The 25,763-nt window shown below is 65.3% G+C and carries 22 protein-coding genes and 2 pseudogenes; 13 read left to right on the top strand and 11 right to left on the bottom strand.

Features of this window, described 5'->3' with window-relative positions:
* Positions 1 to 84: 84 nt before the first annotated feature.
* The 4 genes and pseudogenes from AC4QBL_RS15460 to tgt form a co-directional block, all read right to left on the bottom strand.
* Complete coding sequence (locus AC4QBL_RS15460) at positions 85 to 1,356, bottom strand: MFS transporter (protein ID WP_472900781.1); 1,272 nt, start codon at positions 1,354 to 1,356, stop codon at positions 85 to 87.
* Positions 1,353 to 2,198 (bottom strand): ProQ/FINO family protein, encoded by an 846-nt coding sequence (locus AC4QBL_RS15455; protein WP_472900780.1) that lies wholly within the window; start codon positions 2,196 to 2,198, stop codon positions 1,353 to 1,355. Before AC4QBL_RS15455 ends, AC4QBL_RS15460 begins: the two co-directional genes overlap by 4 nt.
* A gap of 294 nt (positions 2,199 to 2,492) precedes the next feature.
* Entirely contained in the window at positions 2,493 to 3,689 is a 1,197-nt protein-coding gene (locus AC4QBL_RS15450) for an MFS transporter (protein WP_472900779.1), read from the bottom strand.
* A gap of 59 nt (positions 3,690 to 3,748) precedes the next feature.
* A pseudogene (tgt, locus tag AC4QBL_RS15445) lies at positions 3,749 to 4,960 on the bottom strand (tRNA guanosine(34) transglycosylase Tgt); the annotation flags it as partial.
* Between the two features lie 215 nt (positions 4,961 to 5,175).
* Here tgt and AC4QBL_RS15440 point away from each other — a divergent pair.
* Positions 5,176 to 5,619, top strand: a complete 444-nt coding sequence (locus AC4QBL_RS15440) for a c-type cytochrome (RefSeq protein ID WP_472900778.1) — start codon at positions 5,176 to 5,178, stop codon at positions 5,617 to 5,619.
* Positions 5,620 to 5,634: 15 nt separating this feature from the next.
* On the opposite strand, the gene AC4QBL_RS15435 is transcribed toward AC4QBL_RS15440, so the two are convergent.
* Positions 5,635 to 6,045 (bottom strand): c-type cytochrome, encoded by a 411-nt coding sequence (locus tag AC4QBL_RS15435; protein WP_472900777.1) that lies wholly within the window; start codon positions 6,043 to 6,045, stop codon positions 5,635 to 5,637.
* 110 nt (positions 6,046 to 6,155) lie between these two features.
* Between AC4QBL_RS15435 and AC4QBL_RS15430 the strand changes: the two genes are divergently transcribed.
* Complete coding sequence (locus AC4QBL_RS15430; RefSeq protein ID WP_472900776.1) at positions 6,156 to 6,623, top strand: outer membrane lipoprotein; 468 nt, start codon at positions 6,156 to 6,158, stop codon at positions 6,621 to 6,623.
* A 49-nt stretch (positions 6,624 to 6,672) separates the two neighbouring features.
* On the opposite strand, the gene AC4QBL_RS15425 is transcribed toward AC4QBL_RS15430, so the two are convergent.
* Both AC4QBL_RS15425 and queA read right to left on the bottom strand, forming a co-directional pair.
* Positions 6,673 to 6,825 (bottom strand): hypothetical protein, encoded by a 153-nt coding sequence (locus tag AC4QBL_RS15425; RefSeq protein ID WP_472900775.1) that lies wholly within the window; start codon positions 6,823 to 6,825, stop codon positions 6,673 to 6,675.
* A 131-nt stretch (positions 6,826 to 6,956) separates the two neighbouring features.
* Entirely contained in the window at positions 6,957 to 8,075 is a 1,119-nt protein-coding gene (gene queA, locus AC4QBL_RS15420; RefSeq protein WP_472900774.1) for a tRNA preQ1(34) S-adenosylmethionine ribosyltransferase-isomerase QueA, read from the bottom strand.
* A gap of 90 nt (positions 8,076 to 8,165) precedes the next feature.
* Here queA and recG point away from each other — a divergent pair, with 90 nt between their 5' ends.
* From recG to AC4QBL_RS15400, 4 genes are read left to right on the top strand one after another with little or no spacing between them, the layout of a single operon-like run.
* Complete coding sequence (gene recG, locus AC4QBL_RS15415) at positions 8,166 to 10,439, top strand: ATP-dependent DNA helicase RecG (protein ID WP_472900773.1); 2,274 nt, start codon at positions 8,166 to 8,168, stop codon at positions 10,437 to 10,439.
* A 59-nt stretch (positions 10,440 to 10,498) separates the two neighbouring features.
* Complete coding sequence (locus tag AC4QBL_RS15410; protein WP_472900772.1) at positions 10,499 to 11,458, top strand: LysR substrate-binding domain-containing protein; 960 nt, start codon at positions 10,499 to 10,501, stop codon at positions 11,456 to 11,458.
* Between the two features lie 27 nt (positions 11,459 to 11,485).
* Positions 11,486 to 11,989, top strand: coding sequence for a Dps family protein (locus AC4QBL_RS15405; RefSeq protein ID WP_304833710.1), 504 nt, complete (start codon positions 11,486 to 11,488; stop codon positions 11,987 to 11,989).
* Between the two features lie 57 nt (positions 11,990 to 12,046).
* Positions 12,047 to 12,967, top strand: a complete 921-nt coding sequence (locus AC4QBL_RS15400; RefSeq protein WP_472900771.1) for a 4-hydroxybenzoate octaprenyltransferase — start codon at positions 12,047 to 12,049, stop codon at positions 12,965 to 12,967.
* A 6-nt stretch (positions 12,968 to 12,973) separates the two neighbouring features.
* On the opposite strand, the gene proC is transcribed toward AC4QBL_RS15400, so the two are convergent.
* The 3 genes from proC to AC4QBL_RS15385 form a co-directional block, all read right to left on the bottom strand.
* Positions 12,974 to 13,801, bottom strand: coding sequence for a pyrroline-5-carboxylate reductase (gene proC / locus AC4QBL_RS15395; protein ID WP_472900770.1), 828 nt, complete (start codon positions 13,799 to 13,801; stop codon positions 12,974 to 12,976).
* Positions 13,802 to 13,938: 137 nt separating this feature from the next.
* Positions 13,939 to 15,432: a glycerol kinase GlpK gene (gene glpK / locus AC4QBL_RS15390; protein ID WP_472900872.1), complete on the bottom strand. Its 1,494-nt coding sequence runs from the start codon at positions 15,430 to 15,432 to the stop codon at positions 13,939 to 13,941.
* Between the two features lie 11 nt (positions 15,433 to 15,443).
* Positions 15,444 to 16,238, bottom strand: a complete 795-nt coding sequence (locus tag AC4QBL_RS15385; RefSeq protein ID WP_472900769.1) for a DeoR/GlpR family DNA-binding transcription regulator — start codon at positions 16,236 to 16,238, stop codon at positions 15,444 to 15,446.
* A 180-nt stretch (positions 16,239 to 16,418) separates the two neighbouring features.
* Between AC4QBL_RS15385 and AC4QBL_RS15380 the strand changes: the two genes are divergently transcribed.
* The 7 genes from AC4QBL_RS15380 (at position 16,419) to AC4QBL_RS15350 (ending at position 24,251) form a co-directional block, all read left to right on the top strand.
* Positions 16,419 to 17,495, top strand: coding sequence for an ABC transporter ATP-binding protein (locus AC4QBL_RS15380; protein WP_472900768.1), 1,077 nt, complete (start codon positions 16,419 to 16,421; stop codon positions 17,493 to 17,495).
* Between the two features lies 1 nt (position 17,496).
* Complete coding sequence (locus AC4QBL_RS15375; protein WP_472900767.1) at positions 17,497 to 18,582, top strand: ABC transporter ATP-binding protein; 1,086 nt, start codon at positions 17,497 to 17,499, stop codon at positions 18,580 to 18,582.
* 55 nt (positions 18,583 to 18,637) lie between these two features.
* The gene (locus AC4QBL_RS15370; protein ID WP_472900766.1) at positions 18,638 to 19,528 is read left to right on the top strand and encodes a carbohydrate ABC transporter permease; all 891 of its coding nucleotides are present in this window, start codon (positions 18,638 to 18,640) and stop codon (positions 19,526 to 19,528) included.
* Positions 19,525 to 20,337 (top strand): carbohydrate ABC transporter permease, encoded by an 813-nt coding sequence (locus tag AC4QBL_RS15365; RefSeq protein WP_472900765.1) that lies wholly within the window; start codon positions 19,525 to 19,527, stop codon positions 20,335 to 20,337. Before AC4QBL_RS15370 ends, AC4QBL_RS15365 begins: the two co-directional genes overlap by 4 nt.
* An 81-nt stretch (positions 20,338 to 20,418) precedes the next feature.
* Positions 20,419 to 20,727, top strand: coding sequence for a DUF2160 domain-containing protein (locus tag AC4QBL_RS15360; RefSeq protein ID WP_472900764.1), 309 nt, complete (start codon positions 20,419 to 20,421; stop codon positions 20,725 to 20,727).
* A gap of 105 nt (positions 20,728 to 20,832) precedes the next feature.
* The gene (locus tag AC4QBL_RS15355; protein WP_472907382.1) at positions 20,833 to 22,566 is read left to right on the top strand and encodes an ABC transporter substrate-binding protein; all 1,734 of its coding nucleotides are present in this window, start codon (positions 20,833 to 20,835) and stop codon (positions 22,564 to 22,566) included.
* A 68-nt stretch (positions 22,567 to 22,634) separates the two neighbouring features.
* On the top strand, positions 22,635 to 24,251 hold the full coding sequence (locus AC4QBL_RS15350) for a glycerol-3-phosphate dehydrogenase/oxidase (protein WP_472900762.1): 1,617 nt from the start codon (positions 22,635 to 22,637) through the stop codon (positions 24,249 to 24,251).
* Here the strand turns inward: AC4QBL_RS15350 and glpK (AC4QBL_RS15345) are convergent.
* Positions 24,209 to 25,585: pseudogene (glpK, locus tag AC4QBL_RS15345) on the bottom strand (glycerol kinase GlpK); the annotation flags it as partial. The gene AC4QBL_RS15350 and the pseudogene glpK (AC4QBL_RS15345) sit on opposite strands and share 43 nt — an antisense overlap.
* Positions 25,586 to 25,763 lie beyond the last annotated feature (178 nt).

The raw sequence follows: 25,763 nt of genomic DNA, 5'->3' as shown, positions 1-25,763 counted from the left end.
AGGGGGCGGCGCTGGCCGTTCGGCAGAGCCTGCCCGGCGGCGCCCTGGTAAAGGCCCTTCATGCGGCCCGACCGGGCGCTGGCATCAGACCAGGGCAGGCTTGAGCCTGGCACGACCCAGGCCGATCCCGCTGGCTCGGGCCCGCTTCAGCAAAAACAGCACGATGCCGATGTTGAGCAGGTTGAACCCAATGCCGTTGATGAACGCGGCCTGGTAAGAGCCGGTCAGGTCGAAGATGGCGCCCGACATCCAGCCGCCCAGCGCCATGCCAAACAGCGTGGCCATGAGCACCGTGCCCACGCGTGCGCCGGCCTGGGCGGGCGGGAAGTGCTCGCGCACGATCAGCGCGTAGCTCGGCACGATGCCGCCCTGGAACAGGCCGAACATCGCGGAGATGAGGTAGAGCGGCACCAGCCCGTCGAAGGGCAGAAACATCAGCAGTGCCACACCTTGCAGCACCGAACCCAGCAGCAGGGTGCGCAGGCCGCCAATGTGGTCTGAGATCCAGCCCGAGATGAGCCGACTCGCGATACCCATGCCCAGCATGACTGAGAGCATTTCGGCGCCACGCGCCGCGCCAAAGCCCAGGTCGGTGCAATACGCCACGATGTGCACCTGCGGCATCGACATGGCCACGCAGCACGACACGCCCGCCACACACAGCAGGGTTTGCAGCGTGCCCGGCGATAGCCCGAGCGGGCGATCACTGTGCGGGGTGGCTCCGGGTTGGTTGGGCGCAGCCGGCTCAGGCGCCGGCAGGTCGGGTGGGCTCCGGCGCAGCACCAGCGCCAGCGGCAACATCACCAGCAAGCAAAACACGCCGATGCCGGTGTAGGCCTGGCGCCAGCCGCCGTTGTCAATGAAATGCTGGATCACCGGCGGCCAGACGGCGCCCGCCAGGTAGTTGCCGCTCATGCAGATGGCCAGCGCGATGCCCCGGCGCCGGGTGAACCAGCGCGAGGTGTCGGCCACCAGCGGGGCAAACGTGGCCGAGGTGCCGAGCAGACCGATCAGGATGCCCTGCGCCAGGCTGAACTGCCACAGGGTCTGGGCTGCGCCTGCGGCAATGAAACCCAGCCCCAGACCCACCGCACCGCCAAGCACCGGCACCATCACGCCGAAGCGGTCTGAGAGCCGGCCCATGAGGATGCCGCCCAGCCCAAAGCCCACCATGGTCAGCGTATAGGGCAGCGAGGCGTCGCCGCGCGCGACATCAAAGTCGGCCTGTATGCGCGGCAGCACCACCGTGACCGAATACATGCCCGCGCCACCCAGCGTCATAAGCGCCAGCGACACCACCAGGCGAAACCACGCGTAAGGCGATTCGGCGGCGGCGGCGGGCGGGCTCGGGGTCATGGTGCCGGTGTGGCCGTCTCGGGTGCCGCGTCGGTGGCCTCGCTGGCGGCTGCTGCCGTGTCTTGGGCGGGGGCTGCAGCGTGGCGAGCCAGGCGTGCGCGGGCGCGCTCCAGCGTGCGGTTGGCGTCCAGCACATGCATGCCGTACATGTCGGCAAAGGCCTCCACGGTCTTGCCGCTGGCGTCAAAGGCGCGCAGCAGCGCCTCTTCGCGCGCGGCGCGGGTGGCGGCTTCGGTCAGTGCATCGTGGGTCAGTTGGTTCACTTCTTCGTCACGGCCGTGCACGCGCTGGGCGTACTCGTCGCGCGGCAGGCCCGAGGCTTCATAAGCCTGCAAGATGCGCTGGCGCAGCTTGGGGCGCAGGTCTTCGCGGCTGCGGGCGCCCCGGCGGCGAAACACCTCAATCAACGCGTGGTGCACTTGTTCGGGCGTCAGGTCTTCCACCGGCTGGCCGCTCAGGTCGTGGCGCTGCAGGCCCGAGGCGACCACCGTGAGGTAGCGCGTGGAGCGCGCGTGCAAACCCAGCGCAGCCTTCAGGCTTTCCTTGTCCAGCACGCCGGGGTGGGCGGCCAGCAGGTCTTCAAAAATACCGCGCTTGAGCGGCAGCAGCGTTTCGCCAAACAACACCGGCACCAGCGTGGCCAGCTGGTCCAGCACCGGGTGCTGGCGCGCGGGCGCTGGCCCAGCAGCACGTTCCGTGGCTGGGCGCTGGGGCCGGCGGCCTCGGTTGCTGCGCTGGCCGCGTGCGGGGCCGCCTGGTTGTGCCGCCCGGGGTTCGGTGGCGGCAGGGGCAGCGTTGTCGGGCGTGTCGTTGGCGGATGGGTTGTCAGCGGTGGCGTTCATGGATACGTGCGAAGCAGGAAAAAAGGGGCCCACGTTGGTTGGGCAAGCCCGACATCATGCCAGCGTTGTGCATCGGGCCGGTGTGCAAGCCATTCGGTGGCAGCAAGCCCATGCGCCACCAGCCGGGTGGAAGCCGCAGGCTCTTCCTCTGCGTGGTTTGAACCTGTTGATTTGGCCCGGTGAAGTCACACCCGTTCGTCTTGAGCTTGTCCGAGCGTTTCGACGGCCGCGCCTGAGCGAAAGTCAAGCCTTCACAAGGCCGAAGCAATAGGTTGAACGAGCCAACGCGGCCGATCATGTCGGCGCACGCCGTTCTTCGCGTACCAGCTGGCGCATGGCCCACAGCCCCAGCGCCGGGCCCAGCGCCAGCCAGGGCAGCAGCGCGCCCAGGCTCACGGTTTCGGCGAGCGAAACAAACAGCAAGATGCTGACGATGGACAGCGCAAAGCCCATGCTGTTGGTCAGCGTGAGCACGCTGCCCACCGCCTGCGGGGGCGCGTTGCGGGCGGTGAGGGTGGAAAACTGGGGTGAGTCGCCCGCCACGGTGATGCCCCACAGCACCAGCCAGCTGTAAAACAGCGGCGTGGGTGCGTCGATGACCCACGGCGTGGCCAGGCAGCACAGCCCGCTGATTGCCAGCTGGGTGCTGGCCACGCGCGCGCTGCCCCAGCGCAGCGCCACCCAGCCACCGCCAGCGCAGCCGATGGCGCCGGCGCCCAGCACCCAGAAGGCGGCCCACGACAGGTCGGTGCCCTGCAGCCGCGTGGCCAGCACCAGCGGCACCATGACCCAGACCGTGTACAGCTCCCACATGTGGCCAAAGTAGCCGAGCACCGAGGCGCGCACGCGGGCATCGGTCCAGACCGTGCCCAGCGCAAGCCACTGCAGCGTGGTCACGCGGGCATGGGCGTGGGGCGGGTCGCTGGTGCCCAAGAACAGCAGCAGCCCGCCCGCCGCCGCCAGCGCGGCCACCCCCAGCATGAGCGTGGGCCAGGGAAGGGCGCCGCTGAGGGCGCGCAGCGCGTGGGCGCTGGCCGAGCCGAGCACCAGCGCGCCGATGAGCAGGCCGAGCGCCGCACCCAGGCCGCTGCCGCCGGGCCGGTTGTACCACTGGGCGGCGATTTTCATGCCCACGGGGTAGATGCCCGCGAGGAAAACGCCGGTGAAAAAGCGCCAGGCCAGCAGCGCCTCGTAGTGCGTCACCGTAGCCCAGGCGCCCACGGTGCAGGCCGCACCCGCCAGTGCACAAAACAGGAAAACGCGGCGTGGGGCAAAGCGGTCGGCAATGGCGAGCAGGGCAAACACCAGCGTGCCCACAATGAAGCCGAACTGCAGGGCCGACGTGAGCGGGCCCACCGCGCTGGCGGGCCAGCCCAGCTCGCGCTGCAGGTCGGGCATGACCGCGTTGACCGCAAACCACAGCGAGGTGCCGGCGAATTGCGCCACGACCAGCACGGGCAGGATGTGGCGGGGAACGGTGGGGGCGGTCATGGCGCGCAGCTTAAACGGGCGCCTGGCTCAGAGCCTGCCGCGAAGGCGTCAGCCTCGCACACCCCGCGCGCGCGGTCGGTTTTGAATTGCGCCCGAAACACGCCAAAGCGCCCGGCGTCCAGCGCTTCGCGCACCTCGCGCATGAGGTTCAGGTAGTAATGCAGGTTGTGGATGGTGGCCAGCATGGGGCCGAGCATCTCGCCGCAGCGGTCCAGGTGGTGCAGGTAGGCGCGGCTGAAGCCGTTGCGCCCGCCCGCGTCCCAGCTCACGCCGGTGCGCCCGGCGGGCGTGTCCACCGGGCGGCCCGCGCAGGCGTAGCAGGTGCAGGTGGTGTCCAGCGGCTGGTGGTCGGTCTTGTGGCGCGCGTTGCGGATCTTCAGGTCTCCATAGCGGGTGAACAGCGTGCCGTTGCGCGCGTTGCGGGTGGGCATGACGCAGTCGAACATGTCCACGCCGTCGGCCACGCCTTGCACCAGGTCTTCGGGCGTGCCCACGCCCATGAGGTAACGCGGCTTGTGCGCGGGCAGGCGGTGCGGCGTGTGCGCCATGATCTGCAGCATCTGCTCTTTCGGCTCGCCCACGCTCACGCCTCCCACGGCGTAGCCGGGAAAGTCCATTTCCACCAGCGCTTCCAGCGACTCCTGGCGCAGGTGCTCAAACATGCCGCCCTGCACGATGCCGAACAGCGCGTTGGGGTTTTCGAGCCGGGCGAATTCGTCTTGGGAGCGCACGGCCCAGCGCCGGCTCATCTCCATGCTCTTGCGCGCCTCGGCCTCGGTGGTGAGGTGGCCGTTGGTCTCAAAGGGCGTGCACTCGTCGAGCTGCATCACGATGTCGCTGTTGAGCCCGGTCTGGATCTGCATGCTCACCTCGGGCGACATGAACAGCTTGTCGCCATTGACGGGAGAAGCAAACGTCACACCTTCTTCGGTGATTTTGCGCATCGCGCCCAGGCTCCAGACCTGGAAACCGCCCGAGTCGGTGAGGATGGGTTTGTTCCATTTCTCGAAGCCGTGCAGGCCGCCGAAGCTTTTCATCACGTCTTGCCCGGGGCGCATCCAGAGGTGGAAAGTGTTGCCCAGGATGATCTGCGCGCCCATGTCTTCCAGGCTCGACGGCGCCACGCCTTTGACCGTGCCGTAGGTGCCCACGGGCATGAAGATGGGGGTTTCCACCACGCCGTGGTTGAGTGTGAGGCGGCCGCGGCGGGCATGGCTGCCCAGGTAGGCGCCTTCGGCGGTGTCCGTTTTCAGCAGGTCAAATTTCAGCATAGGGGGGCTCCAGGCAACGCGGCATTGTACGGACGGACCCCCACAGGCCTTTGGGGCACGACCGTTGCGGGTATTACCGGGTCGCGTTGAGCGCGGTCAATGGGGTGGGGGGATGCCGATCCTAGGATTTGCTTGCGGTAGGGGTTTTTTTGCGGGCGCAACCTCTACCCAAGGCGCATCAAGAAATTCCACGTTCAAACCCAAGGAGTCATCTCATGAGTCACCCCATCAAAAGCACCACCAGCCGCGCCGCGTTGCTGGTTATGGGCTTGGTATTCAGCGGTACGGCCGCCCTGGCGCAGCCTGCCGTGTACGACGCAGGCAAGCTGGAATACATGGACAACTGCGCCAGTTGCCATGGGGTGGACGGCAAGGGCAACGGCCCGCTGGGCAACCTGCTGCAGCGCAGCCCGCCCGACCTGACCTTGCTGGCCAAGAACAACCAAGGCGTGTTGCCGATGAACCGGCTGTACGAGGTGCTGGACGGCGCGAACGTGCCCAGCCACGGCACCCGCGACATGCCGGTGTGGGGCCGCGAATACCGCATAGAAGAGGCGCAGCGGCTGCGCGAAGCGCGGCGCCATTACGACGAGCCCGCGGTGGTGCGGGCGCGCATTTTGACGCTGCTGGAATACATCAGCCGCATTCAAGCGCGCTGACCGGCGCCCTGGTTTTTACCGGGGCGCGTCGAGAGCCAGGATCCAGGCCACCAAGCGGGCGGCGTCTGCTTCTGCAATGGCTGAGCGGTGGGACGGCATGAAAGGGCCGCTCACCTTGCCTTCCCAGTGGTTTTTGTAGGGGCTGGCGCCCGCGCTGGCGGGGCTGGAGCCGGTCATGACGGTGGCGGTGAGTTGCTGCTGAGCGCCTTTGACGCTTTTGTAGCGCGCCGCCACATCGCGCCAAGCCGGAGCCGTGGGCGCAGCACCGTTGAGGCCGGTGGCGCCCGGCTCCATGTGGTGGCAGGCCATGCAGCCGTGTGCATTGGCAATGCGCAGCGCGTCGTCGTCACCGGGCGCGGCCCAGACCGAGGGGGCAGCGCAGGCGGCGCTCAGGGCGGTGATGGCAGTCAAGAGCAAAGGTTTCATGAGGCGGTGTGGGTGAGGGCGTTTGAGGAAAACCGAGCGCTGTGTGGCCAGCCTAACCGCTGGCTGTTGACCGGACTTGATCCGGCGCAAATGAATTCAAGGAGCTTACCGTGCGCTATTGCAAAACGCTGAGGGCGGCAACCACGCTGGCCCTGGTGGCCGCCGTGTCGGCCTGTGCCAACTTTCCCGGGTCCACGGCCCCGCAACCCGCCGTCACCACCTACCCGGCCACGGTCGCCCAATGGGGGCGGGTCACCGGGGTTGAGCTGGTCAACACGCAGCCGGCTTCGTCGGGCATCGGGGCGGGCGCGGTGGTGGGTGGTTTGGTGGGGGGCTTGCTAGGGCACCAGATCGGTGGAGGCAGCGGGCAAGACATAGCCACTGTGGCCGGTGTCGTGGGCGGGGCGCTGATTGGCCACGCCATTGAAAAGAACCAGTGGCCAGCCACCGCGAGCCAGATCTACCGGGTGACCGTGCAGCAAGACAATGGCGCGGTGCGGACTTTCGATTACGCCACGCAACCCAATGTGCGCGTGGGCGATCGGGTTCGGGTGGAAAACAACCAGCTGTACCGCTGACCCGCGGGCCGGTGGGTCACGCCCAGCCGTGGCGGGGGCGTGTGCGGTTTCAGTTCGGCAGGGCCGTGCTGGCGCTGGCGTCAACCACGGTGCGTTCCATGGACGGGGCCGGGTCTGAGCGGTCCCAGCCCCAGGCCATCAAGAGGGCCAGGCTCAGCGAAAGCAGCAGGGCCAGGCCCAGGCGGACAAAAATTTCAATCACGTTGGCGCTCTTTGGACTGCGTGGGTGGATGGGTGGGAATTGTGCCCACCGCAGCCCTGGCTCTTGCTTGAAATTCGGTAAAAAGCGTTACAAAAAATCGTGCGCTTGCCAGATTGTTTGCGCCACTGTCGTCAAACGGACGCAGGTGCGTCGGTTTTTTGCAGCAGCATGGCGTCGCCATAACTGAAAAAACGGTAGCTGTGCGCCACTGCGTGGCGGTACAGGTCCATCACCCGTTCAAAGCCGGCGAACGCGCTCACCAGCATCATCAGCGTGGACTTGGGCAGGTGAAAGTTGGTCACCAGCAGGTCCACCACCCGAAATTCAAACCCGGGCGTGATGAAAATGTTGGTGTCGCCTTGTGTGTGCCCGGTTTGCGCCCAGCTTTCCAGTGTGCGCACGGTGGTGGTGCCCACCGCCACCACACGCCCGCCACGGGTCCGGCAGTCGGCAATGGCTTGCAGGGTTTCCGGGGGGATCGCGTAGCGCTCGTGGTGCATCACGTGTTCGCTGATCTGCTCGGTTTTCATGGGTGCAAAGGTGCCCGCGCCCACATGCAGCGTCACGCTGGCGCGCTGCACGCCACGCGCTTGCAGGGCGGCGAGCACGCCTTCGTCGAAGTGCAAGGCAGCGGTGGGCGCGGCCACGGCACCGGGCACTCGGGCAAACACAGTCTGGTAGCGGCGCTCGTCGTCGGCGCCGTCGCTGTGGGTGATGTAAGGCGGTAGCGGCACATGGCCGTGGCGCGCCATCAGGTCGTAAGGCGTTTCGTCGGCGGCCCCCAGCAGGCGCAGGCGAAACAGCTGGCCGTTTTCGTCGGGCCAGCGGCCCAGGAACACGGCATCAAAACCACCGCCTTTCAGCCCACCGGCCAGGTGCAGCAAGCCGCCGGGCTGCGGCTTTTTGCTCATGCGAATGTGCGCCACCACCTCTTGTCCCGAGCCGTCCAGCGCCTCGTGCGGCAGCAGCACGCGCTCGATCAGGATTTCAAACTTGCCGCCGCTGGCTTTTTCGCCAAACAGACGGGCCTTGACGACCTGGGTGTCGTTGAACACCAGCAAGTCGCCGGGTTGCAGCAGGCTGGGCAGGTGGCGAAAGATGCGGTCCACGGCCTGCGGGCCGGTGGCGTCAAGCAGGCGCGAGGCGCTGCGTTCGGTGGCGGGGTGCTGGGCGATCAGGTGCTCGGGCAGCTGGAAATCGAAGTCGGCCACCACAAAGGGGCGTGTCGGGTCAGGGGATGAAGCGTTCATGTTGCTTGAGGGCCGGACGAGGCCCGTTCCAAGAAAAAGTGGGAGAACAAGACTGAAAAAGGTGGATAAAAAGACAGGCAGAATTGTCCCATGACCGCCGACGCGCCCAAGCCAGCCCCCCGCAAAGAGCTCTCTGCCCCGCAAAAAGCCTTGCACAAGCTCGGCTTGGTGCGCAGCATCGACCTGGCCTTGCACCTGCCGTTGCGCTACGAGGACGAAACCCGCATCGTGCGGATGACCGATGCGCGCGAGGGCCAGACGGTGCAGGTGGAAGGCACGGTGACCCACAGCGAGATCACCCTGCGCCCACGCCGCCAGCTGCTGGTGACGCTGGACGACGGTTCGGACACCTGCACGTTGCGCTTTTTCAGCTTCTACCCCTCGCACCAGAAAGCGCTGGCGGTGGGTGCCCGGGTGCGGGTGCGCGGCGAAATCCGGGGCGGCTTCATGGGCCGCACCATCATGCACCCCGCCTTTCATGCCGCCGGCGGTGAGCTGCCCAACGCGCTCACGCCGGTGTACCCCACCAGCGCGCAACTGCCCCAGGTGTATTTGCGCAAGGTGGTGGCCAGTGGGCTGGCACGGGCCGACCTGAGCGAAACCCTGCCGCCCGAACTGCTGGGCAGCTTGCAAGCGGTGGTGCGCGCGCCGTGGACGCTGCGCGACGCCTTGCGCTACCTGCACCAGCCGGGCCCCGACGTGTCGCTGGAGGCGCTGGAAGACCGCAGCCACCCGGCCTGGCAGCGCCTGAAAGCCGAAGAGTTGCTGGCACAGCAACTGTCGCAGTTGACGGCCAAGCGCGAGCGCGATGCCTTGCGCGCCCCGGCGCTGCACACCGTGCCGGGTGGCGTGCACGAGCAACTGCTGGGTGCGCTGCCTTTCAACCTCACCCAAGCCCAGCGCCGTGTGGGCGAAGACATTGCCCGCGACCTGGCGCGCCCCGTGCCCATGCACCGGTTGCTGCAGGGCGACGTGGGTTCGGGCAAAACCGTGGTGGCTGCGTTGGCCGCCGCTATTGCCATCGACTCGGGCTGGCAGTGCGCGCTGATGGCACCGACCGAAATATTGGCTGAGCAGCATTTCGCCAAGCTCATTGGCTGGCTGGAGCCCGTGCTGGCTCCGCTGGGCAAACGGGTGGCCTGGCTCACCGGTAGCCAGAAGAAAAAACAGCGCACCGAGATGCTGGGGCTGATTGCCAGCGGTGAGGCTGCGCTGGTGGTAGGCACGCACGCCGTGATCCAGGACCAGGTGGTGTTCAAAAACCTGGCGCTGGCCATCATCGACGAACAGCACCGCTTTGGTGTGGCGCAGCGCTTGGCGCTGAGAAGCAAGATGAGCCCGGCAGCGGAGGGGGATCCCAACCCAGAACGCCACGGAACCGGCTTTGCCGGGCCGCAGGCGTTGCCCATTGAGGGGCGGAGCGGCGACGCGCAGCGCGCAAGCGACGGGGGGGAACCTCATATGCTCATGATGACGGCCACCCCCATTCCGCGCACGCTCGCCATGAGCTACTACGCCGACCTGGATGTGTCCACCATTGACGAGCTGCCGCCAGGGCGCACGCCCATCGTCACCAAAGTGGTGTCGGACCAGCGCCGCCACGAAGTGATTGAGCGCATCCGCGCCCAGGTGGCGCAAGGGCGGCAGGTGTATTGGGTGTGCCCGCTGATTGAAGAGAGCGAGGCGCTGGACCTGTCCAACGCCACGGCCACCCACGCCGAATTGAGCGAGGCGCTGAACCGCAACACGGCGGTGGCCGCGCCGTTGCCGTTGCTGGCCGAGGCGGCTGAACAGCCCGCAGAACCGCCCGGGGAGGCGGGCGTGTTGGTGGGGCTGCTGCACTCTCGCATGCCGGTGGCCGAGAAAAAAGCCGTCATGGCCTTGTTCAGCGCCGGCCACATGGGGGTGCTGGTGTCCACCACGGTGATTGAAGTGGGCGTGGACGTGCCCAACGCGTCCTTGATGGTGATCGAGCACGCCGAGCGCTTTGGGCTGAGCCAGTTGCACCAGCTGCGCGGGCGGGTGGGGCGCGGCGCAGCGGCGTCGGCTTGTGTTTTGCTCTATACCCCGCCCGACGGCGGGCGCCTGGGTGAGACCGCCCGCGAGCGCCTCAAAGCCATGGCCGAAACCAATGACGGCTTCGAGATCGCCCGGCGCGACCTGGAGATTCGCGGCCCCGGCGAGTTTCTGGGGGCTCGGCAGTCCGGCGCGGCTATGTTGCGGTTTGCCGACCTGGCCACCGACGGCCACCTGCTGGACTGGGCGCGCCAGGCTGCCGTGCACATGCTGGCGCAGCACCCGCAAGCGGCCGAAAAGCACATTGCCCGCTGGCTCGGCACCAAGGCCGAATACCTCAAGGCTTGAGACACCCCGCGCCGCAGGCGGTGTGAGGCGATTCCGTGCCTTGGGGGCACAATAGAACCATGACGCTCACCGAACTCAAATACATCGTGGCTGTGGCGCGCGAGAAGCACTTTGGCAAGGCGGCTGAAGCCTGTTTTGTGTCGCAGCCCACCCTGTCTGTGGCCATCAAAAAGCTGGAAGAAGAGCTGGAAGTGAAAATCTTCGAGCGCAACGCCAGCGAAATCGCCGTCACGCCGCTGGGTGAAGAGATCGTGCGCCAGGCGCAAACCGTGCTGGAGCAGGCAGCGAGCATCAAGGAGATTGCCAAGCGCGGCAAAGATCCGCTCACCGGCCCGCTGCGCCTGGGGGTGATCTACACCATTGGGCCTTACCTGCTGCCCGACCTGGTGCGCCACGTCATCGACCGCACGCCGCAAATGCCGCTGATGTTGCTGGAGAACTTCACCGTCAAGTTGCTGGAACAGCTGCGCCTGGGCGAGATTGACTGCGCGATTTTGGCCGAGCCGTTTCCCGACACCAACCTGGCCATTGCGCCACTCTACGACGAGCCTTTTCTGGCCGCCGTGCCAGTCACGCACCCGCTGGCCAAAAACAAAGACATCACCAACGAAGAGCTCAAGCGCGAGACCATGCTGCTTCTGGGCACCGGCCATTGCTTTCGCGACCACGTGCTGGAGGTGTGCCCCGAGTTTGCACGCTTCTCCAGCGACACCGAAGGCATCCGCAAGAGCTTTGAGGGCTCGTCGCTGGAAACCATCAAGCACATGGTGGCCGCGGGCATGGGTGTGACGCTGGTGCCCCGCCTGTCGGTGCCGTCATCGGCGCTCGAAGGCTCAGCCACCCCGGGGCAGGACTTTGGCGACTCGTCCTATGTGCGCTATCTGCCGTTCAAAGGCGAGGCGCCCACCCGCCGCGTGGTGCTGGCCTGGCGCCGCAGCTTCACCCGCTACGAAGCCATTGCCGAATTGCGCAACGCCATCTATGCCTGCGAGCTGCCGGGCGTCAAACGCCTCTCTTAACGTTTTTTCAATTTCAGGAGCTTCCCCATGGCCAAAACCGCCAGCAAAGTCGCCGCGCCCACCATCAACATCGGTATCAACGAAAAGGACCGCGCGGCGATTGCCAAAGGCCTGTCCAGGCTGCTGGCCGACACCTACACGCTGTACCTGACCACGCACAACTTCCACTGGAACGTGACCGGCCCCATGTTCAATTCGTTGCACGCGATGTTCATGGCGCAGTACACCGAGCTGTGGACCGCCGTGGACCCGGTGGCCGAGCGCATCCGCTCGCTGGGCCACGCCGCACCGGGCAGTTACGCCCAGTTCGGCAAGCTCAGCTCGGTGCCCGATGCCCCGGCCACACCGCCGAAAGCCATGGAGATGGTGCGCATCCTGGTGCAGGGCCACGAAGCGGTGGCACGCACCGCGCGCGAGCTGTTCGCCGTGGTGGACAAGGCCGGTGACGAACCCACCGCCGACCTGCTGACGCAGCGCTTGACGGTGCACGAGCAGACCGCGTGGATGTTGCGCTCGATCCTCGAAGAGTGACCCAGCCCGGCGCCGTTTGAACGGCGTCCACACCGACTTTCTCGTCCGCGTTTGCGCATGTCCTCTCGTTTGTCTTTGTATCTCGACCTGATCCGCTGGAACCGTCCCGCCGGTTGGCTGCTGCTGCTGTGGCCGTCGCTATCGGCACTCTGGCTGGCGGCTGAGGGTTTTCCGGGTGTGCACTTGCTGGCCGTGTTTGTGGCGGGCACCATCCTCATGCGCAGCGCCGGTTGCTGCGTCAATGACGTGGCCGACCGCGAGTTTGACAAACACGTCAAACGCACCGCGCAGCGTCCGGTCACCAGTGGGCGCGTGGGGGTGAAAGAAGCGCTGGGTGTGGGTGCCGTGCTGGCGCTGGTGGCGTTTTTGCTGGTGCTCACCACCAATGTGGCGACCATCGTTTGGTCGTTCCTCGGGCTGGTGCTGGCGCTGGTCTACCCCTACGCCAAGCGCTACGTGTCCATGCCGCAGGCCGTGCTGGGCGTCGCGTTCAGCTTTGGTATTCCCATGGCGTTTGCGGCGGTGAACGGCGGCCCAACTTTGGAGCTGTTGGGTTCAGCAACACCGTGGGCTGCGCCCGGCTTCTGGAGCCGCGTCTGGCACAGCGTGCCGTCGCTGGCTTGGCTGCTGATGGTGGGCAACCTGTTTTGGGTGCTGGCTTATGACACCGAATACGCCATGGTGGACCGCGACGACGACCTGAAGATCGGCATGAAAACCTCGGCCATCACCCTGGGCGACCGCGACGTGCCGCTGGTGGTTGCCTTTTACCTGGTCTTTCTGGCCATCTGGACCGCAGCCCTGTGGAACACGGTCAACCCATGGGTGTGGAGCGCCATGTTGGTGGTGGCACTCGCGCAAGTGCTTGGGCACTTCCGGCTCATCAAGGACCGCACCCGAGAAGGCTGTTTCAAAGCCTTCCGCCTCAACCACTGGCTGGGCTTCACGGTGTTTGTCGGCGTCGTGCTGGGTGTTTGATCGGGGTCACTTGCCGAACTCGCGGCCCAGTTCTTCAGCGCGTTTCTGGGCGGCCAGCATCGCGTCTTCAAACTTGGCCTTCACCCCGGCCGCTTCCATCGACGTGATGGCCGCGTACGTGGTGCCACCCTTGGACGTGACGCGTTCGCGCAGGGTCTGCAGCGGCTCGCTGGAGCGCTGAGCCAAGGTGGCCGCGCCCAGGAATGTGCTCACAGCCAGCTGCTGAGCCACTTCCGGCGGCAAGCCCATCTGGGTGCCTGCGTCGCGCATGGCTTCCAGGAAATAAAACACATAGGCTGGGCCCGAGCCAGACAGCGCGGTCACCGCGTCCAGCTGTTTCTCGGCGTCCACCCACACCAGGTCGCCGGTGGTTTTCACCACGGTTTCAACCAGTGAGCGTTCGGCGGCGCTCACATCGGGGCGGGCAAACAGGCCCGTCATGCCCAACCCCACCAGGGCGGGGGTGTTGGGCATGGCGCGCACGACGCGTGGCGTGCCCAGCCAGGCGGCGATGCTGTCGCTGGTGATGCCGGCGGCCACGCTCAGGTGCAGCGTGTCCCCCAGAAATAGCCGTGCCTGTGCCGCAGCGTCCTTGAATGTCTGGGGTTTCACCGCCCACACCACCAGGCCCGAGGGCTGCAGCGCCGGGCTGGCCGTTTCCAGCACGGCCGTGCCGGCAAACTGCTGCGCCAGGCGGGTGCGCTGCTCGTCCCAGGGTTCGACCACTTGAATGGCGTTGGCTGGATGACCCTGGCGAACCAGGCCGCCGATGATGGCGCTGGCCATGTTGCCGCCGCCGATGAAGGTGATGATGGGGTGGGTGGATGTGTTCATGCCACGATTGTCGCCCGTGGCTTGGTGGATCGGAGCAATGCTTCCGGAGCGATGGGCCTTTCCACCCAGGATGCGGTGGAACCGGCCGGGCCACTCGCACCGCCCCTGGGGGGCGCGAAGCGGCGCGGGGGGAATCTTCACCTCGCCACGGTTTGCCGCACCGCGTGTTCCCACTGCGCCATGTGCGCGGCAGCGTGTTCGCGCGACCATTGGGGTTGAAAGACGCGCTCAGTGCGCCACTGTGCGGACAGCTCGTCCAGCCCGCCATACAGGCCCGTGTGCAGCCCGGCCAGGTAGGCCGCGCCCAGGGCGGTGGTCTCAATCACCGCTGGCCGCACCACCGGAATGCCCAGCAAGTCGGCCTGTATCTGCATCAGCAAATCGTTCACGCAGGCACCCCCGTCCACCCGCAGTTCGCTCACCGCCACACCACCCGCTGCCACGGCGTCGCGGCTCATGGCGTCGAGCAGGGCGGTGCTCTGGAAGGCAATGCTCTCCAGCGCCGCCCGCGCAATGTGCGCCATGGTGGTTCCCCTTGTAAGCCCCACGATGCTGCCGCGGCTGTCGGGCTGCCAGTACGGCGCACCCAGGCCGGTGAAGGCGGGCACCATCACCACGCCGCCCGCGTCGGGCACGCTCTCGGCCAACGCCTGCACCTCGCTGCTGGACTGTATGGCCCGCAGGCCATCGCGCAGCCACTGCACCACCGCGCCGCCAATGAACACGCTGCCTTCCAGAGCGTATTGCGGCTGTCCCGGTGCCTGCGCCGCAGCGGTGGTGATCAGCCCGTTCTGGCTCAGTTGAAAGCGTTCGCCGGTGTGCATCAGCATGAAACAGCCGGTGCCGTAGGTGTTTTTCGCCATGCCGGCTGAAAAGCAGGCCTGGCCAAACAGCGCGCTCTGCTGGTCGCCCGCCACGCCGCCAATGTCAAGCGCCGCGCCCAGCCATTCGGACTGGATGGTGCCGAAATACGCCGCTGAAGGCCGTGCCTGTGGCATCAGGCTGGACGGTATGTCCAGCGCGGCCATCAGTTCGTCGTCCCAGGTGTTGGTGTGGATGTTGAACAGCATCGTGCGCGCGGCGTTACTGAAATCGGTGGCGTGCACCGCGCCCCCGGTGAGCTGCCAGATGAGCCAGCTGTCCACCGTGCCAAACGCCAGCTCACCCCGATCGGCCTGCGCCCGGGCGCCCGGCACATGGTCCAGGATCCACTTGAGTTTGGTCCCTGAAAAATAGGCATCAATGCGCAAGCCGGTTTTCTGCAACACGGTGTCGTTCAAACCTCGAGAGCGCAGTTCAGCGCAGGAGGCTTCTGCACGGCGGTCTTGCCAGACGATGGCGTTGTACACAGGCTCACCGGTGCGACGGTTCCACACCACAGTGGTCTCGCGCTGGTTGGTGATGCCCACCGCGTGTATGGCGCTGGCCGCCAGCCCGGCTTTTTGCAACACTTCCCGCGCCGTTTCCAGCTGTGTAGTCCATAGAACGCGCGGGTCGTGCTCCACCCACCCTGGCTGCGGATACATCTGGCGAAACTCGCGCTGTGCCATGGCCAACACACGGCCACTGCGGTCAAACACGATGCTGCGTGAACTGGAGGTGCCCTGGTCCAGGGCGAGCAAGTAGGTCATCTGGTTGGTTCTCATGTGGCGTGGGGACGTGTGGGGGCATCGCCACCAGCCAGCACGCATTCCACGTGGGCCTGCACCATCAGTTCGCCAAAGGATGGGGGCGGGGCCTGGTCGGTGAACACCACGTCGATTTCGTCTAGCCGCGCCAGCTCGACCATGGCCGGACGATTGAACTTGCTGTGGTCAGCGGCCAGCCACACCTCGCGCGATTGCTCGATGATGGTGCGCGCCACCTTCACCTCGCGGTAGTCAAAGTCGCGCAGCGTGCCGTCGGCTTCAATGCCGCTGATGCCGATGAGGCCGATGTCGACCTTGAACTGCCGCATGAAATCCACCGTGGCCTCGCCCACGATGCCTTGATCGGCACCGCGCACCAAGCCGCCCGCGACGATCACCTCGAAGTCGGGGTTGGTGCTCAGCAGGGCGGCGATGTGCAGGTTGTTGGTGATCACACGCAGGCCGCGATGCCCCAGCAACTCGTGTGCCACCGCCTCGATGGTGGTGCCGATGTTCAGGATCAGCGAACAGCCGTTGGGCACGCGTTGCGCGATGGCGCGGGCGATGCCGGTCTTGGCCTCCGACAGCATGGCCTTGCGCTGTCGGTAGGCGATGTTTTCGGTGGTGGAGCCGGGCAAGCGTACGCCGCCGTGAAAGCGCGACAGCAGACCGGCTTCGGCCAGACGCTGCACGTCGCGCCGCACGGTCTGCAACGTGACGCCGAAACGCTCGGCCAGTGCTTCGATGGTCTGTGGCCCTTGATGACGCACTTCGTCGAGCAATTGGGTATGGCGGGGGTTCAGGTTCATTTTGAGGAGCGGATGGGCCGCGACGGAGCGCGAACAGGGGTCAACCCGAACATAACGGAAAACATTGACGGCAGGCTTAGGGTTAATACCGAATAGAAAAGAACATAAACGAACAATAAAATCCAGCAACCGAAAAAAATCCGAGCCCGCTGTGGGCCGGACCTTAGATGGAACCCCCTGATGCAGCTTTCTCTGGAAAACGTGGGCAAGACCGTTGGACCCGAGGTCCATCTTTACCCCCAGAGCCTCACCCTGGCGCCGGGTGCGGTCACGGTCCTGCTGGGCGCCACCCAGGCGGGTAAGACCAGCCTGATGCGCCTGATGGCTGGTCTGGACACGGCCAGCACCGGCCGTGTTGTGGTCGACGGCGTGGACGTGACGCGCCACTCGGTTCGCCAGCGCAACGTGGCCATGGTCTACCAGCAGTTCGTCAACTACCCGTCGATGACGGTGGCGCGCAACATCGCCTCGCCGATGCGTCTGCGTGGGGACCGCGACGTGGACCAACGGGTGCGCGAACTGGCTGAACGCCTGCACATCCAGATGTTCCTGGATCGCCTGCCCGCCGAACTCTCGGGTGGTCAGCAGCAGCGGGTGGCGCTTGCCCGCGCGCTGGCCAAGCAGGCGCCGCTGATGCTGCTCGACGAACCTCTTGTGAACCTGGACTACAAGCTGCGCGAAGAACTGCGCGAAGAGCTCACGCAGCTCTTTGCCACCGGCGAATCCACCGTGGTGTACGCCACCACCGAGCCGGGCGAGGCCCTGCTGCTGGGCGGCTACACCGCCGTGATGGACGCTGGTGAGCTGCTGCAGTACGGCCCGACCGCTGAGGTCTTCCACGCTCCGAAGAACATCCGCGTGGCCCGGGCGTTCAGCGACCCACCCATGAACCTGATCGACGCCTCTGCGGTGACCGCTGGCGTGCAGGTACCGAGCGGCGCGGTCTGGCCATTGGCCTTGCCACCCGCCGCCCCGGCCGCGCTCTCGCTGGGACTTCGCGCCGGTGGCCTGCGAATGGTGCAGCGCCCCGGCGATATCGCCATCACCGGGCGCGTGGAGCTGGCCGAAATCGCCGGGTCCGACACCTTTGTGCATGTGCATGCCGACGTGGGCGAACTCGTCGCGCAGCTTACCGGTGTGCACAACTGCGCCATCGGCGAAGCCATCACCCTCTACCTGAGCCCCGCCAGCCTGTTCGTGTTCGACGCTGCCGGTCCCCTGCTGCTGGCGCCCGCGCGCAACGGAAAGGCCCACTGACATGGCCCGCATCGAACTGGATCTGGCACACGCCTACAAACCCAATCCCCAGGCCGACGACGACTACGCCTTGCTGCCCATGAAGATGTGCTTCGAGGACGGCGGCGCCTACGCCTTGCTTGGCCCCTCGGGCTGCGGCAAGACCACCATGCTCAATGTCATGTCGGGCCTGCTGGTGCCCTCACAGGGCACGGTGCTCTTTGACGGCCGCGACGTGACCCGCCTTAGCCCGCAGCAGCGCAACATTGCGCAGGTCTTCCAGTTTCCGGTGATCTACGACACCATGACCGTGGCGGAGAACCTAGCCTTTCCGCTGAAGAACCGCAAGGTGCCGGCAGCTGAGATCACGCAGCGCGTTGGCCGAATTGCCGAAATGCTGGAAATGAGCCACCAGCTCGACATGCGCGCGGCCGGCCTGAGTGCCGACCAGAAGCAGAAGATCTCGCTGGGGCGAGGGCTGGTGCGATCCGATGTGTCGGCCGTGCTGTTCGACGAGCCGCTGACCGTGATCGACCCGCACCTGAAGTGGCAGCTGCGGCGCAAGCTCAAGCAGATCCACCACGAGCTCAAGCTGACGCTCATCTATGTGACGCACGATCAGGTGGAGGCGCTCACCTTTGCCGACGAAGTGGTGGTGATGACCAAGGGCCGCGCCGTGCAGGTGGGCCCGGCCGAGGCGCTGTTCGAGCGGCCGGCCCACACTTTTGTGGGCCACTTCATTGGATCACCGGGTATGAACTTTCTGCCGGCTTTGCATCAATCGGGAGGCCTGCGCGTGCTGGACCAGCCACTTGCGCTGCCGCCCGGACAGCACTTGCCCGACGGCGCGCTGACCCTGGGTATCCGACCCGAGTACTTGGCGTTCGGTGGGGCAGGGGAGGCCAACACGCTCGCCGCCACCGTGACGCGCGTGCAGGACATCGGCACCTACGTCATGGTCACCTGCAGCATGAGTGAGAAGGCCGGGCACAGCATGAAGTGCCGCCTGCAGCCCGAAACTCCGGCACCGGCGGTGGGCGAGCGCGTGCACCTGCGCGTGCTGGGCGATCACACCTGCTTCTACCGCGACGAGGTGCTGGTGGCATGAACACACATTCCCTTGAAACCGTGGCTCATGCCACCCCCGCCATGAGGAGCCGCACATGAGCACCACCACCAAACCTGTCAATCAGAAAGCCTGGTGGCTGGTGCTGCCGGTCATCATTTGTGTAGCCTTCTCGGCCATCCTGCCGCTGATGACGGTGGTCAACTACTCGGTGCAGGACATCCTGTCGCCCGACCGCCGCATCTTCGTCGGTACCGAGTGGTTTGCCGCTGTCATGCGCGACCAGGACCTGCACCAGGCCCTGTGGCGTCAGATCCAGTTTTCGCTCGCGGTGCTGATGGTCGAGATTCCGCTGGGCATCGCGCTGGCGCTCTCCATGCCGGCGCAAGGCTGGCGCTCGTCGGCCGTGCTGGTGCTGGTGGCGCTCTCGTTGCTGATTCCCTGGAACGTGGTGGGCACTATCTGGCAGATCTTTGGCCGGGCCGACATTGGCCTGCTCGGCTACTACCTGCAGCAGGCCGGCTTTGACTACAGCTACACCGGCAACGCCTCGCACGCCTGGTGGACGGTGCTGGCCATGGACGTCTGGCACTGGACGCCGCTGGTGGCCCTGCTGGCGTTTGCCGGGCTGCGCAGCATCCCCGACGCCTACTACCAGGCCGCCAGCATCGACGGCGCCAGCAAGTGGGCTGTGTTCCGCTACATCCAGCTGCCCAAGATGCGCGGCGTGCTCATGATCGCGGTGCTGCTGCGCTTCATGGACAGTTTCATGATCTACACCGAGCCCTTTGTGCTCACCGGTGGCGGGCCGGGCAACGCCACCACCTTCCTGTCGCAGTACCTCACCACCAAGGCCGTGGGCCAGTTCGATGTGGGTCCTGCCGCCGCCTTCTCCCTGATCTATTTTTTCATCATCCTGCTGTTCTGCTTCGTGCTCTACAACTGGATGCAAAGCCTGGGCACGACCCAGAAGGAGGTCCAGTCATGATCGAACGCCGTTTCAAGAAACGCACCCTGTTTCTGTTCGCTTATCTGATCTTCGCCCTGTTGCCCATCTACTGGATGGTCAACATGAGCTTCAAGACCAACCAGGAAATTCTGTCCTCGTTCACCCTGTGGCCGACCGACTTCACCTGGGCCAACTACCAGACCATCTTCACCGATCCGTCGTGGTACTCGGGCTACATCAACAGCCTGATCTACGTCGGCATCAACACGGTGATTTCGCTCACCGTGGCACTGCCGGCTGCCTACGCTTTCTCGCGTTACCGCTTCCTGGGTGACAAGCACGTGTTCTTCTGGCTGCTCACCAACCGCATGACGCCGCCCGCAGTGTTCCTGCTGCCATTTTTTCAACTTTACACCACCATGGGTCTCATGGACACGCACATTGCGGTTGCCATGGCGCACCTGCTGTTCAACGTGCCGCTGGCGGTGTGGATCCTGGAAGGCTTCATGAGCGGCATCCCGCGCGAGATCGACGAAACCGCGTATGTGGACGGCTACAGCTTCCCGCGCTTCTTCTTCACCATCTTTCTGCCCCTCATCAAGGCAGGCGTGGGCGTGGCGGCGTTCTTCTGCTTCATGTTCAGCTGGGTCGAATTGCTGCTCGCCCGCACCCTCACTAGCGTGAATGCCAAGCCCATCGTGGCGACGATGACGCGTACGGTCAGCGCCAGCGGCATGGACTGGGCGACGCTGGCCGCCGCCGGCGTGCTCACCATCGTGCCCGGCGCGATCGTGATCTGGTTCGTGCGGCACTACATCGCCAAAGGCTTTGCCATGGGGCGGGTGTGATGGCACACCCCCGATGCGCCTTCGGCGCCTCTCCCTTTGCCCATTTTCCCTTGTGTGGACTAACGTTCATGGAGCAATCAAATGTTTGACTGGATGGTCTGGACCACCCCCGTGGCCATATTTTTCACCTGCATCGTGTTGATGCTGATCGGCATGACCGTGTGGGAAATGAAGTCGCCCACGGTGGAACGCAAGGGCTTCCTGCCCATGGTGACGACGCGTGGTGACCGCCTATTCATCGGTCTGCTCGGCGCGGCTTACGTCAATCTCGGCTTTGTCGGGGTGGCCGGCAAGCTCACGGAATGGTTTTCGCTGTCTCAGGAGCCCAGCATTTGGATCGGCTTCGTGATTTCGATGGCGTGGCTCTTTCTTGCTATGCGCAAGGGCTGAGACCCCACGCTCAATCGGATATTTATGGATTCGGCCCATTGTTTCCCCGGGGCCGAGCAGGTTTGTGAGAAACCGGGGAAGCGTATCGATGAAGGAGACAAAGACATGAAGTTCCGCCATACAGTGCTCGCCGTGGCCGCCGCCACTGCATTGGGTTTACCCATGGCCTGGGCCGATGAGGCCGCCGCGAAACGCTGGATCGACAGCGAGTTCCAGCCCTCCACGCTGACCAAGGCGCAGCAGGCCGCAGAGATGAAGTGGTTCATCGACGCGGCCGTAAAGCTCAAGGCCAAGGGTGTGCGGGAAATTTCGGTGGTGTCCGAAACCATCACCACGCACGAGTACGAGAGCAAGACGCTCGCCAAGGCCTTCGAAGAGATCACTGGCATCAAGGTGAAGCACGACCTGATCCAGGAAGGCGACGTGGTTGAGAAGCTGCAGACCTCCATGCAGTCCGGTCGTTCGATCTACGACGGCTGGGTCACCGACTCCGATCTAATCGGCACGCACTACCGCTATGGCAAGGTCCGAAACCTGACCGATTACATGGCCGGCAAAGGCAAGGAGTGGGCCAACCCGGGGCTGGACATCAAGGACTTCATCGGCACCAGCTTCACCACCGGCCCCGACGGCAAGCTCTACCAGCTGCCCACCCAGCAGTTCGCCAACCTGTACTGGTTCCGCGCCGACCTGTTCGCACGCCAGGACCTGAAGGACAAGTTCAAGGCCAAGTACGGCTACGACCTCGGCGTGCCGCTGAACTGGAGCGCCTACGAAGACATTGCCGCTTTCTTCAGCGAAGACGTGAAGACCATCGATGGCAAGCCCATCTACGGCCATATGGATTACGGCAAGAAAGACCCGTCGCTCGGCTGGCGCTTCACCGATGCCTGGCTGTCCATGGCTGGCACCGCTGATGTGGGCATCCCCAACGGCAAACCGGTGGATGAGTGGGGCATTCGCGCGTCGGCCGACGGCTGCAACCCGCAGGGCGCCTCGGTGTCACGTGGTGGAGCAACCAATTCGCCAGCGGCTGTCTATGCACTCACCAAGTACATCGACTGGATGAAGAAGTACGCGCCCAGGGAAGCCACCGGCATGACCTTTGGCGAATCCGGGCCCGTACCCGCACAAGGTCAGATCGCCCAGCAGATCTTCTGGTACACCGCCTTCACAGCCGACATGACCAAACCTGGTCTGCCGGTGGTTAACGCCGATGGCACACCCAAATGGCGCATGGCACCTGGTCCCAATGGCCCGTACTGGAAGCCCGGCATGCAGAACGGTTACCAGGACGTGGGCAGCTGGACCTTCTTCGAGAAGCACGATGAGAACCGCACCGCCGCCGCCTGGCTGTACGCCCAGTTCGTGACCGCCAAGACCACCAGCCTGAAGAAGACCATCGTCGGTCTGACGCCCATCCGCGAGAGCGACATCCAGAGCAAGGCCATGACCGACATGGCGCCCAAGCTGGGTGGCCTGGTCGAGTTCTACCGCAGCCCGGCGCGCGTGGCCTGGACGCCCACCGGCACCAACGTGCCCGACTACCCGCGACTGGCCCAACTGTGGTGGCAGAACGTGGCCGAGGCTGTGACCGGTGAAAAGACGCCGCAGCAGGCCATGGATAACCTGGCCGAGCAGATGGACCAGGTGATGGCCCGCCTAGAGCGCGCCGGTATGGAGCGTTGCGCGCCCAAGCTGAACGCCAAAGGGGATTCCAATAAGTACCTGAGCGACAAGGCCGCGCCGTGGAAGAAACTGGCCAACGAGAAGCCCAAAGGCGAAACCATCGCCTACGACCAGCTGCTCAATGCCTGGAAAGCCGGCCGGGTGCGCTGAATGCCTCGCGTCTGAACTTCTGAAAACCGTCGCTGGCGCCCTGGCGCCAGCGACTACCCCCTTATTTCATGACCCGCGCAGACCTGCTCCAATCGCTGACCGCTCAGCCACTCTTTGACCTGGCCGTGGTCGGCGGTGGCGCCACCGGCTTGGGTGTGGCGCTCGACGCCGCCTTGCGCGGGTTCTCCGTTTTGCTGCTGGAGTCCCACGACTTCGCGGGCGGCACCTCTTCACGCTCTACCAAGCTGCTGCACGGGGGCGTGCGCTACCTGGCGCAAGGCAACATTGCCCTGGTGCGAGAGGCCCTGGCTGAACGTGCCACCGTGCTGCGCATCGCTCCACACCTGGCTCAGCCCCTGCGTTTTGTGATGCCATCCTACCGATGGTGGCAAACGCCGTTCTACGGCATTGGGCTGAAGCTCTACGACCTGATGGCCGGCCAGGCGGGCCTCGGACGCACCGATTTCCTGTCGCGTGAACAGACGCTTGCCGCCCTCCCAGGTGTGAATCAGTTGCACCTGCGCGGCGGTGTGCGCTACTGGGATGGTCAGTTCGATGATGCCCGCCTGGCGCTGGCCTTGGCTCGCACCGCAGAGGCCGCCGGCGCACAGGTGCTGAATTACGCATCCGTCACCGCAGTGCGGCGACAGCCCGATAACGCCGCCGTCTCCACGCTCGATTTCACAGACACGCTCACGGGCACCTTTCACCGGGCGCGCGCACGCTGCGTCGTCAACGCTACGGGCGTGTGGGTCGACGCGTTGCGGGCGCACGCTGGTTTGACCGATGGCGGACCCGATCAGGGCGCTCCGGCACGTATGGTCAGTCCGAGCCAAGGCGTGCACGTTGTCGTTGATCGGGAATTTCTTCCGGGCAGCCACGCCTTGCTGGTGCCCAAGACGCAAGACGGTCGCGTGCTCTTTGCCGTGCCCTGGCTGGGCAAGCTCATCCTCGGCACCACCGACACACCGCGCCAGGACCTGCCGAGAGAGCCCGCCCCCTTTGCCGCCGAGCTTGACTTCATATTGGGTGAGGCCAGCCGTGCACTCAGTCGGCCGGTACGCGAACAGGACATTCGCAGCGTCTGGGTCGGCCTGCGCCCTTTGGTGGCACCGCCCGAAACGGTGCAAGGTGGCACCAAGGTGCTCTCTCGCGAGCACACCATCGTCGTCGATCACGATGGCCTCGTGACCGTCACTGGTGGTAAATGGACCACTTACCGGGCCATGGCCGAGGACGTGCTGGCTCGCTGTTTCGACAGCGGCTTGCTGGAGCGCCGACCCAGCAGTGCCAGCGCACAGCACACCCTGGTGGGGGCACCGAAGGCTGGCCGGTCTTCGTCGCCCTTGCATGAGTCGCCGGGGCTCCACCTGTATGGCTGTGAAGCAGAGCAGGTGAACCTGTGTCCAGGAAACCGCCGTGAGTTGGGGATGGGTTTGACAGAGGCAATGGTGCGTTACGCCGTTCGTCACGAATACGCCTGTACGGTCGAAGACGTGTTGGCGAGACGCTGGCGGGTCTTGTTTCTGGATGCCCGCTTGGCAGCCGCATTGGCTCCCGCTGTGGCTGCAATCCTGGCTGAAGAAGGTATCGTTGACCCAGGCCTTACATCATTTCTGGATCTTTGCCCACACTATCTGCCATCCAGCCCGCCATACAGGCCCGTGTGCAGCCCGGCCAGGTAGGCCGCGCCCAGGGCGGTGGTCTCAATCACCGCTGGCCGCACCACCGGAATGCCCAGCAAGTCGGCCTGTATCTGCATCAGCAAATCGTTCACGCAGGCACCCCCGTCCACCCGCAGTTCGCTCACCGCCACACCACCCGCTGCCACGGCGTCGCGGCTCATGGCGTCGAGCAGGGCGGTGCTCTGGAAGGCAATGCTCTCCAGCGCCGCCCGCGCAATGTGCGCCATGGTGGTTCCCCTTGTAAGCCCCACGATGCTGCCGCGGCTGTCGGGCTGCCAGTACGGCGCACCCAGGCCGGTGAAGGCGGGCACCATCACCACGCCGCCCGCGTCGGGCACGCTCTCGGCCAACGCCTGCACCTCGCTGCTGGACTGTATGGCCCGCAGGCCATCGCGCAGCCACTGCACCACCGCGCCGCCAATGAACACGCTGCCTTCCAGAGCGTATTGCGGCTGTCCCGGTGCCTGCGCCGCAGCGGTGGTGATCAGCCCGTTCTGGCTCAGTTGAAAGCGTTCGCCGGTGTTCATCAGCATGAAACAGCCGGTGCCGTAGGTGTTTTTCGCCATGCCGGCTGAAAAGCAGGCCTGGCCAAACAGCGCGCTCTGCTGGTCGCCCGCCACGCCGCCAATGTCAAGCGCCGCGCCCAGCCATTCGGACTGGAGGGTGCCGAAATACGCCGCTGAAGGGCGTGCATGTGGCATCAGGCTGGGCGGTATGTCCAGCGCGGCCATCAGTTCGTCGTCCCAGGTGTTGGTGTGGATGTTGAACAGCATCGTGCGCGCGGCGTTGCTGAAATCGGTGGCGTGCACCGCGCCCCCGGTGAGCTGCCAGATGAGCCAGCTGTCCACCGTGCCAAACGCCAGCTCACCCCGCTCGGCTTGCGCGCGGGCGCCCGGCAAATGGTCCAGGATCCACTTGAGTTTGGGGCCCGAAAAATAGGCATCAATGCGCAAGCCGGTTTTCTGCAACACGGTGTCGTTCAAACCCCGCGAGCGGAGTTCGGCGCAGGTGGCTTCGGCGCGGCGGTCTTGCCAGACGATGGCGTTGTACACCGGCTCACCGGTGCGCCGGTTCCACACCACGGTGGTTTCGCGCTGGTTGGTGATGCCCACCGCGTGTATGGCGCTGGCCGCCAGCCCGGCTTTTTGCAACACATCCCGCGCCGTTTCCAGCTGGGTAGTCCAGAGATCGCGCGGGTCGTGCTCCACCCACCCTGGCTGCGGATACATCTGGCGAACCTCGCGCTGTGCCATGGCCAACACATGGCCACAGCGGTCAAATACGATGCTGCGCGAACTGGATGTGCCCTGGTCAAGGGCGAGCAGATAGGTCATGCCGCATGTATCTTGGTTGGTTGACACTATAGTTTCGAGCGCGGGTAGGTCTTGGTGGGGGATGCGGTGGCGCCTAAAGTCCTCCACCAGGTCGCTCAGGCCCCACATGTGCCGCAGTGTAGAGCCCCCGAGTGCGGCCCGAGTGCGTGGTCCATCGCATTGCCGGTTCGGGTGATCT

This window comes from Hydrogenophaga sp. L99, assembly GCF_058731905.1.
The sequence above is the reverse complement of the archived record's forward strand: the minus strand, read 5'-3'. Positions and strand labels throughout refer to the sequence as shown.

What these genes read in the sequence shown, in the direction of transcription:
- AC4QBL_RS15460 (WP_472900781.1), bottom strand. Translation starts at nt 1,356, where the DNA reads ATGACCCCGAGCCCGCCCGCCGCCGCCGCCGAATCGCCTTACGCGTGG.
- AC4QBL_RS15455 (WP_472900780.1), bottom strand. Translation starts at nt 2,198, where the DNA reads ATGAACGCCACCGCTGACAACCCATCCGCCAACGACACGCCCGACAAC.
- AC4QBL_RS15450 (WP_472900779.1), bottom strand. Translation starts at nt 3,689, where the DNA reads ATGACCGCCCCCACCGTTCCCCGCCACATCCTGCCCGTGCTGGTCGTG.
- AC4QBL_RS15440 (WP_472900778.1), top strand. Translation starts at nt 5,176, where the DNA reads ATGAGTCACCCCATCAAAAGCACCACCAGCCGCGCCGCGTTGCTGGTT.
- AC4QBL_RS15435 (WP_472900777.1), bottom strand. Translation starts at nt 6,045, where the DNA reads ATGAAACCTTTGCTCTTGACTGCCATCACCGCCCTGAGCGCCGCCTGC.
- queA (WP_472900774.1), bottom strand. Translation starts at nt 8,075, where the DNA reads ATGAACGCTTCATCCCCTGACCCGACACGCCCCTTTGTGGTGGCCGAC.
- recG (WP_472900773.1), top strand. Translation starts at nt 8,166, where the DNA reads ATGACCGCCGACGCGCCCAAGCCAGCCCCCCGCAAAGAGCTCTCTGCC.
- AC4QBL_RS15410 (WP_472900772.1), top strand. Translation starts at nt 10,499, where the DNA reads ATGACGCTCACCGAACTCAAATACATCGTGGCTGTGGCGCGCGAGAAG.
- AC4QBL_RS15405 (WP_304833710.1), top strand. Translation starts at nt 11,486, where the DNA reads ATGGCCAAAACCGCCAGCAAAGTCGCCGCGCCCACCATCAACATCGGT.
- AC4QBL_RS15400 (WP_472900771.1), top strand. Translation starts at nt 12,047, where the DNA reads ATGTCCTCTCGTTTGTCTTTGTATCTCGACCTGATCCGCTGGAACCGT.
- proC (WP_472900770.1), bottom strand. Translation starts at nt 13,801, where the DNA reads ATGAACACATCCACCCACCCCATCATCACCTTCATCGGCGGCGGCAAC.
- glpK (WP_472900872.1), bottom strand. Translation starts at nt 15,432, where the DNA reads ATGACCTACTTGCTCGCCCTGGACCAGGGCACCTCCAGTTCACGCAGC.
- AC4QBL_RS15385 (WP_472900769.1), bottom strand. Translation starts at nt 16,238, where the DNA reads ATGAACCTGAACCCCCGCCATACCCAATTGCTCGACGAAGTGCGTCAT.
- AC4QBL_RS15380 (WP_472900768.1), top strand. Translation starts at nt 16,419, where the DNA reads ATGCAGCTTTCTCTGGAAAACGTGGGCAAGACCGTTGGACCCGAGGTC.
- AC4QBL_RS15375 (WP_472900767.1), top strand. Translation starts at nt 17,497, where the DNA reads ATGGCCCGCATCGAACTGGATCTGGCACACGCCTACAAACCCAATCCC.
- AC4QBL_RS15370 (WP_472900766.1), top strand. Translation starts at nt 18,638, where the DNA reads ATGAGCACCACCACCAAACCTGTCAATCAGAAAGCCTGGTGGCTGGTG.
- AC4QBL_RS15365 (WP_472900765.1), top strand. Translation starts at nt 19,525, where the DNA reads ATGATCGAACGCCGTTTCAAGAAACGCACCCTGTTTCTGTTCGCTTAT.
- AC4QBL_RS15360 (WP_472900764.1), top strand. Translation starts at nt 20,419, where the DNA reads ATGTTTGACTGGATGGTCTGGACCACCCCCGTGGCCATATTTTTCACC.
- AC4QBL_RS15355 (WP_472907382.1), top strand. Translation starts at nt 20,833, where the DNA reads ATGAAGTTCCGCCATACAGTGCTCGCCGTGGCCGCCGCCACTGCATTG.
- AC4QBL_RS15350 (WP_472900762.1), top strand. Translation starts at nt 22,635, where the DNA reads ATGACCCGCGCAGACCTGCTCCAATCGCTGACCGCTCAGCCACTCTTT.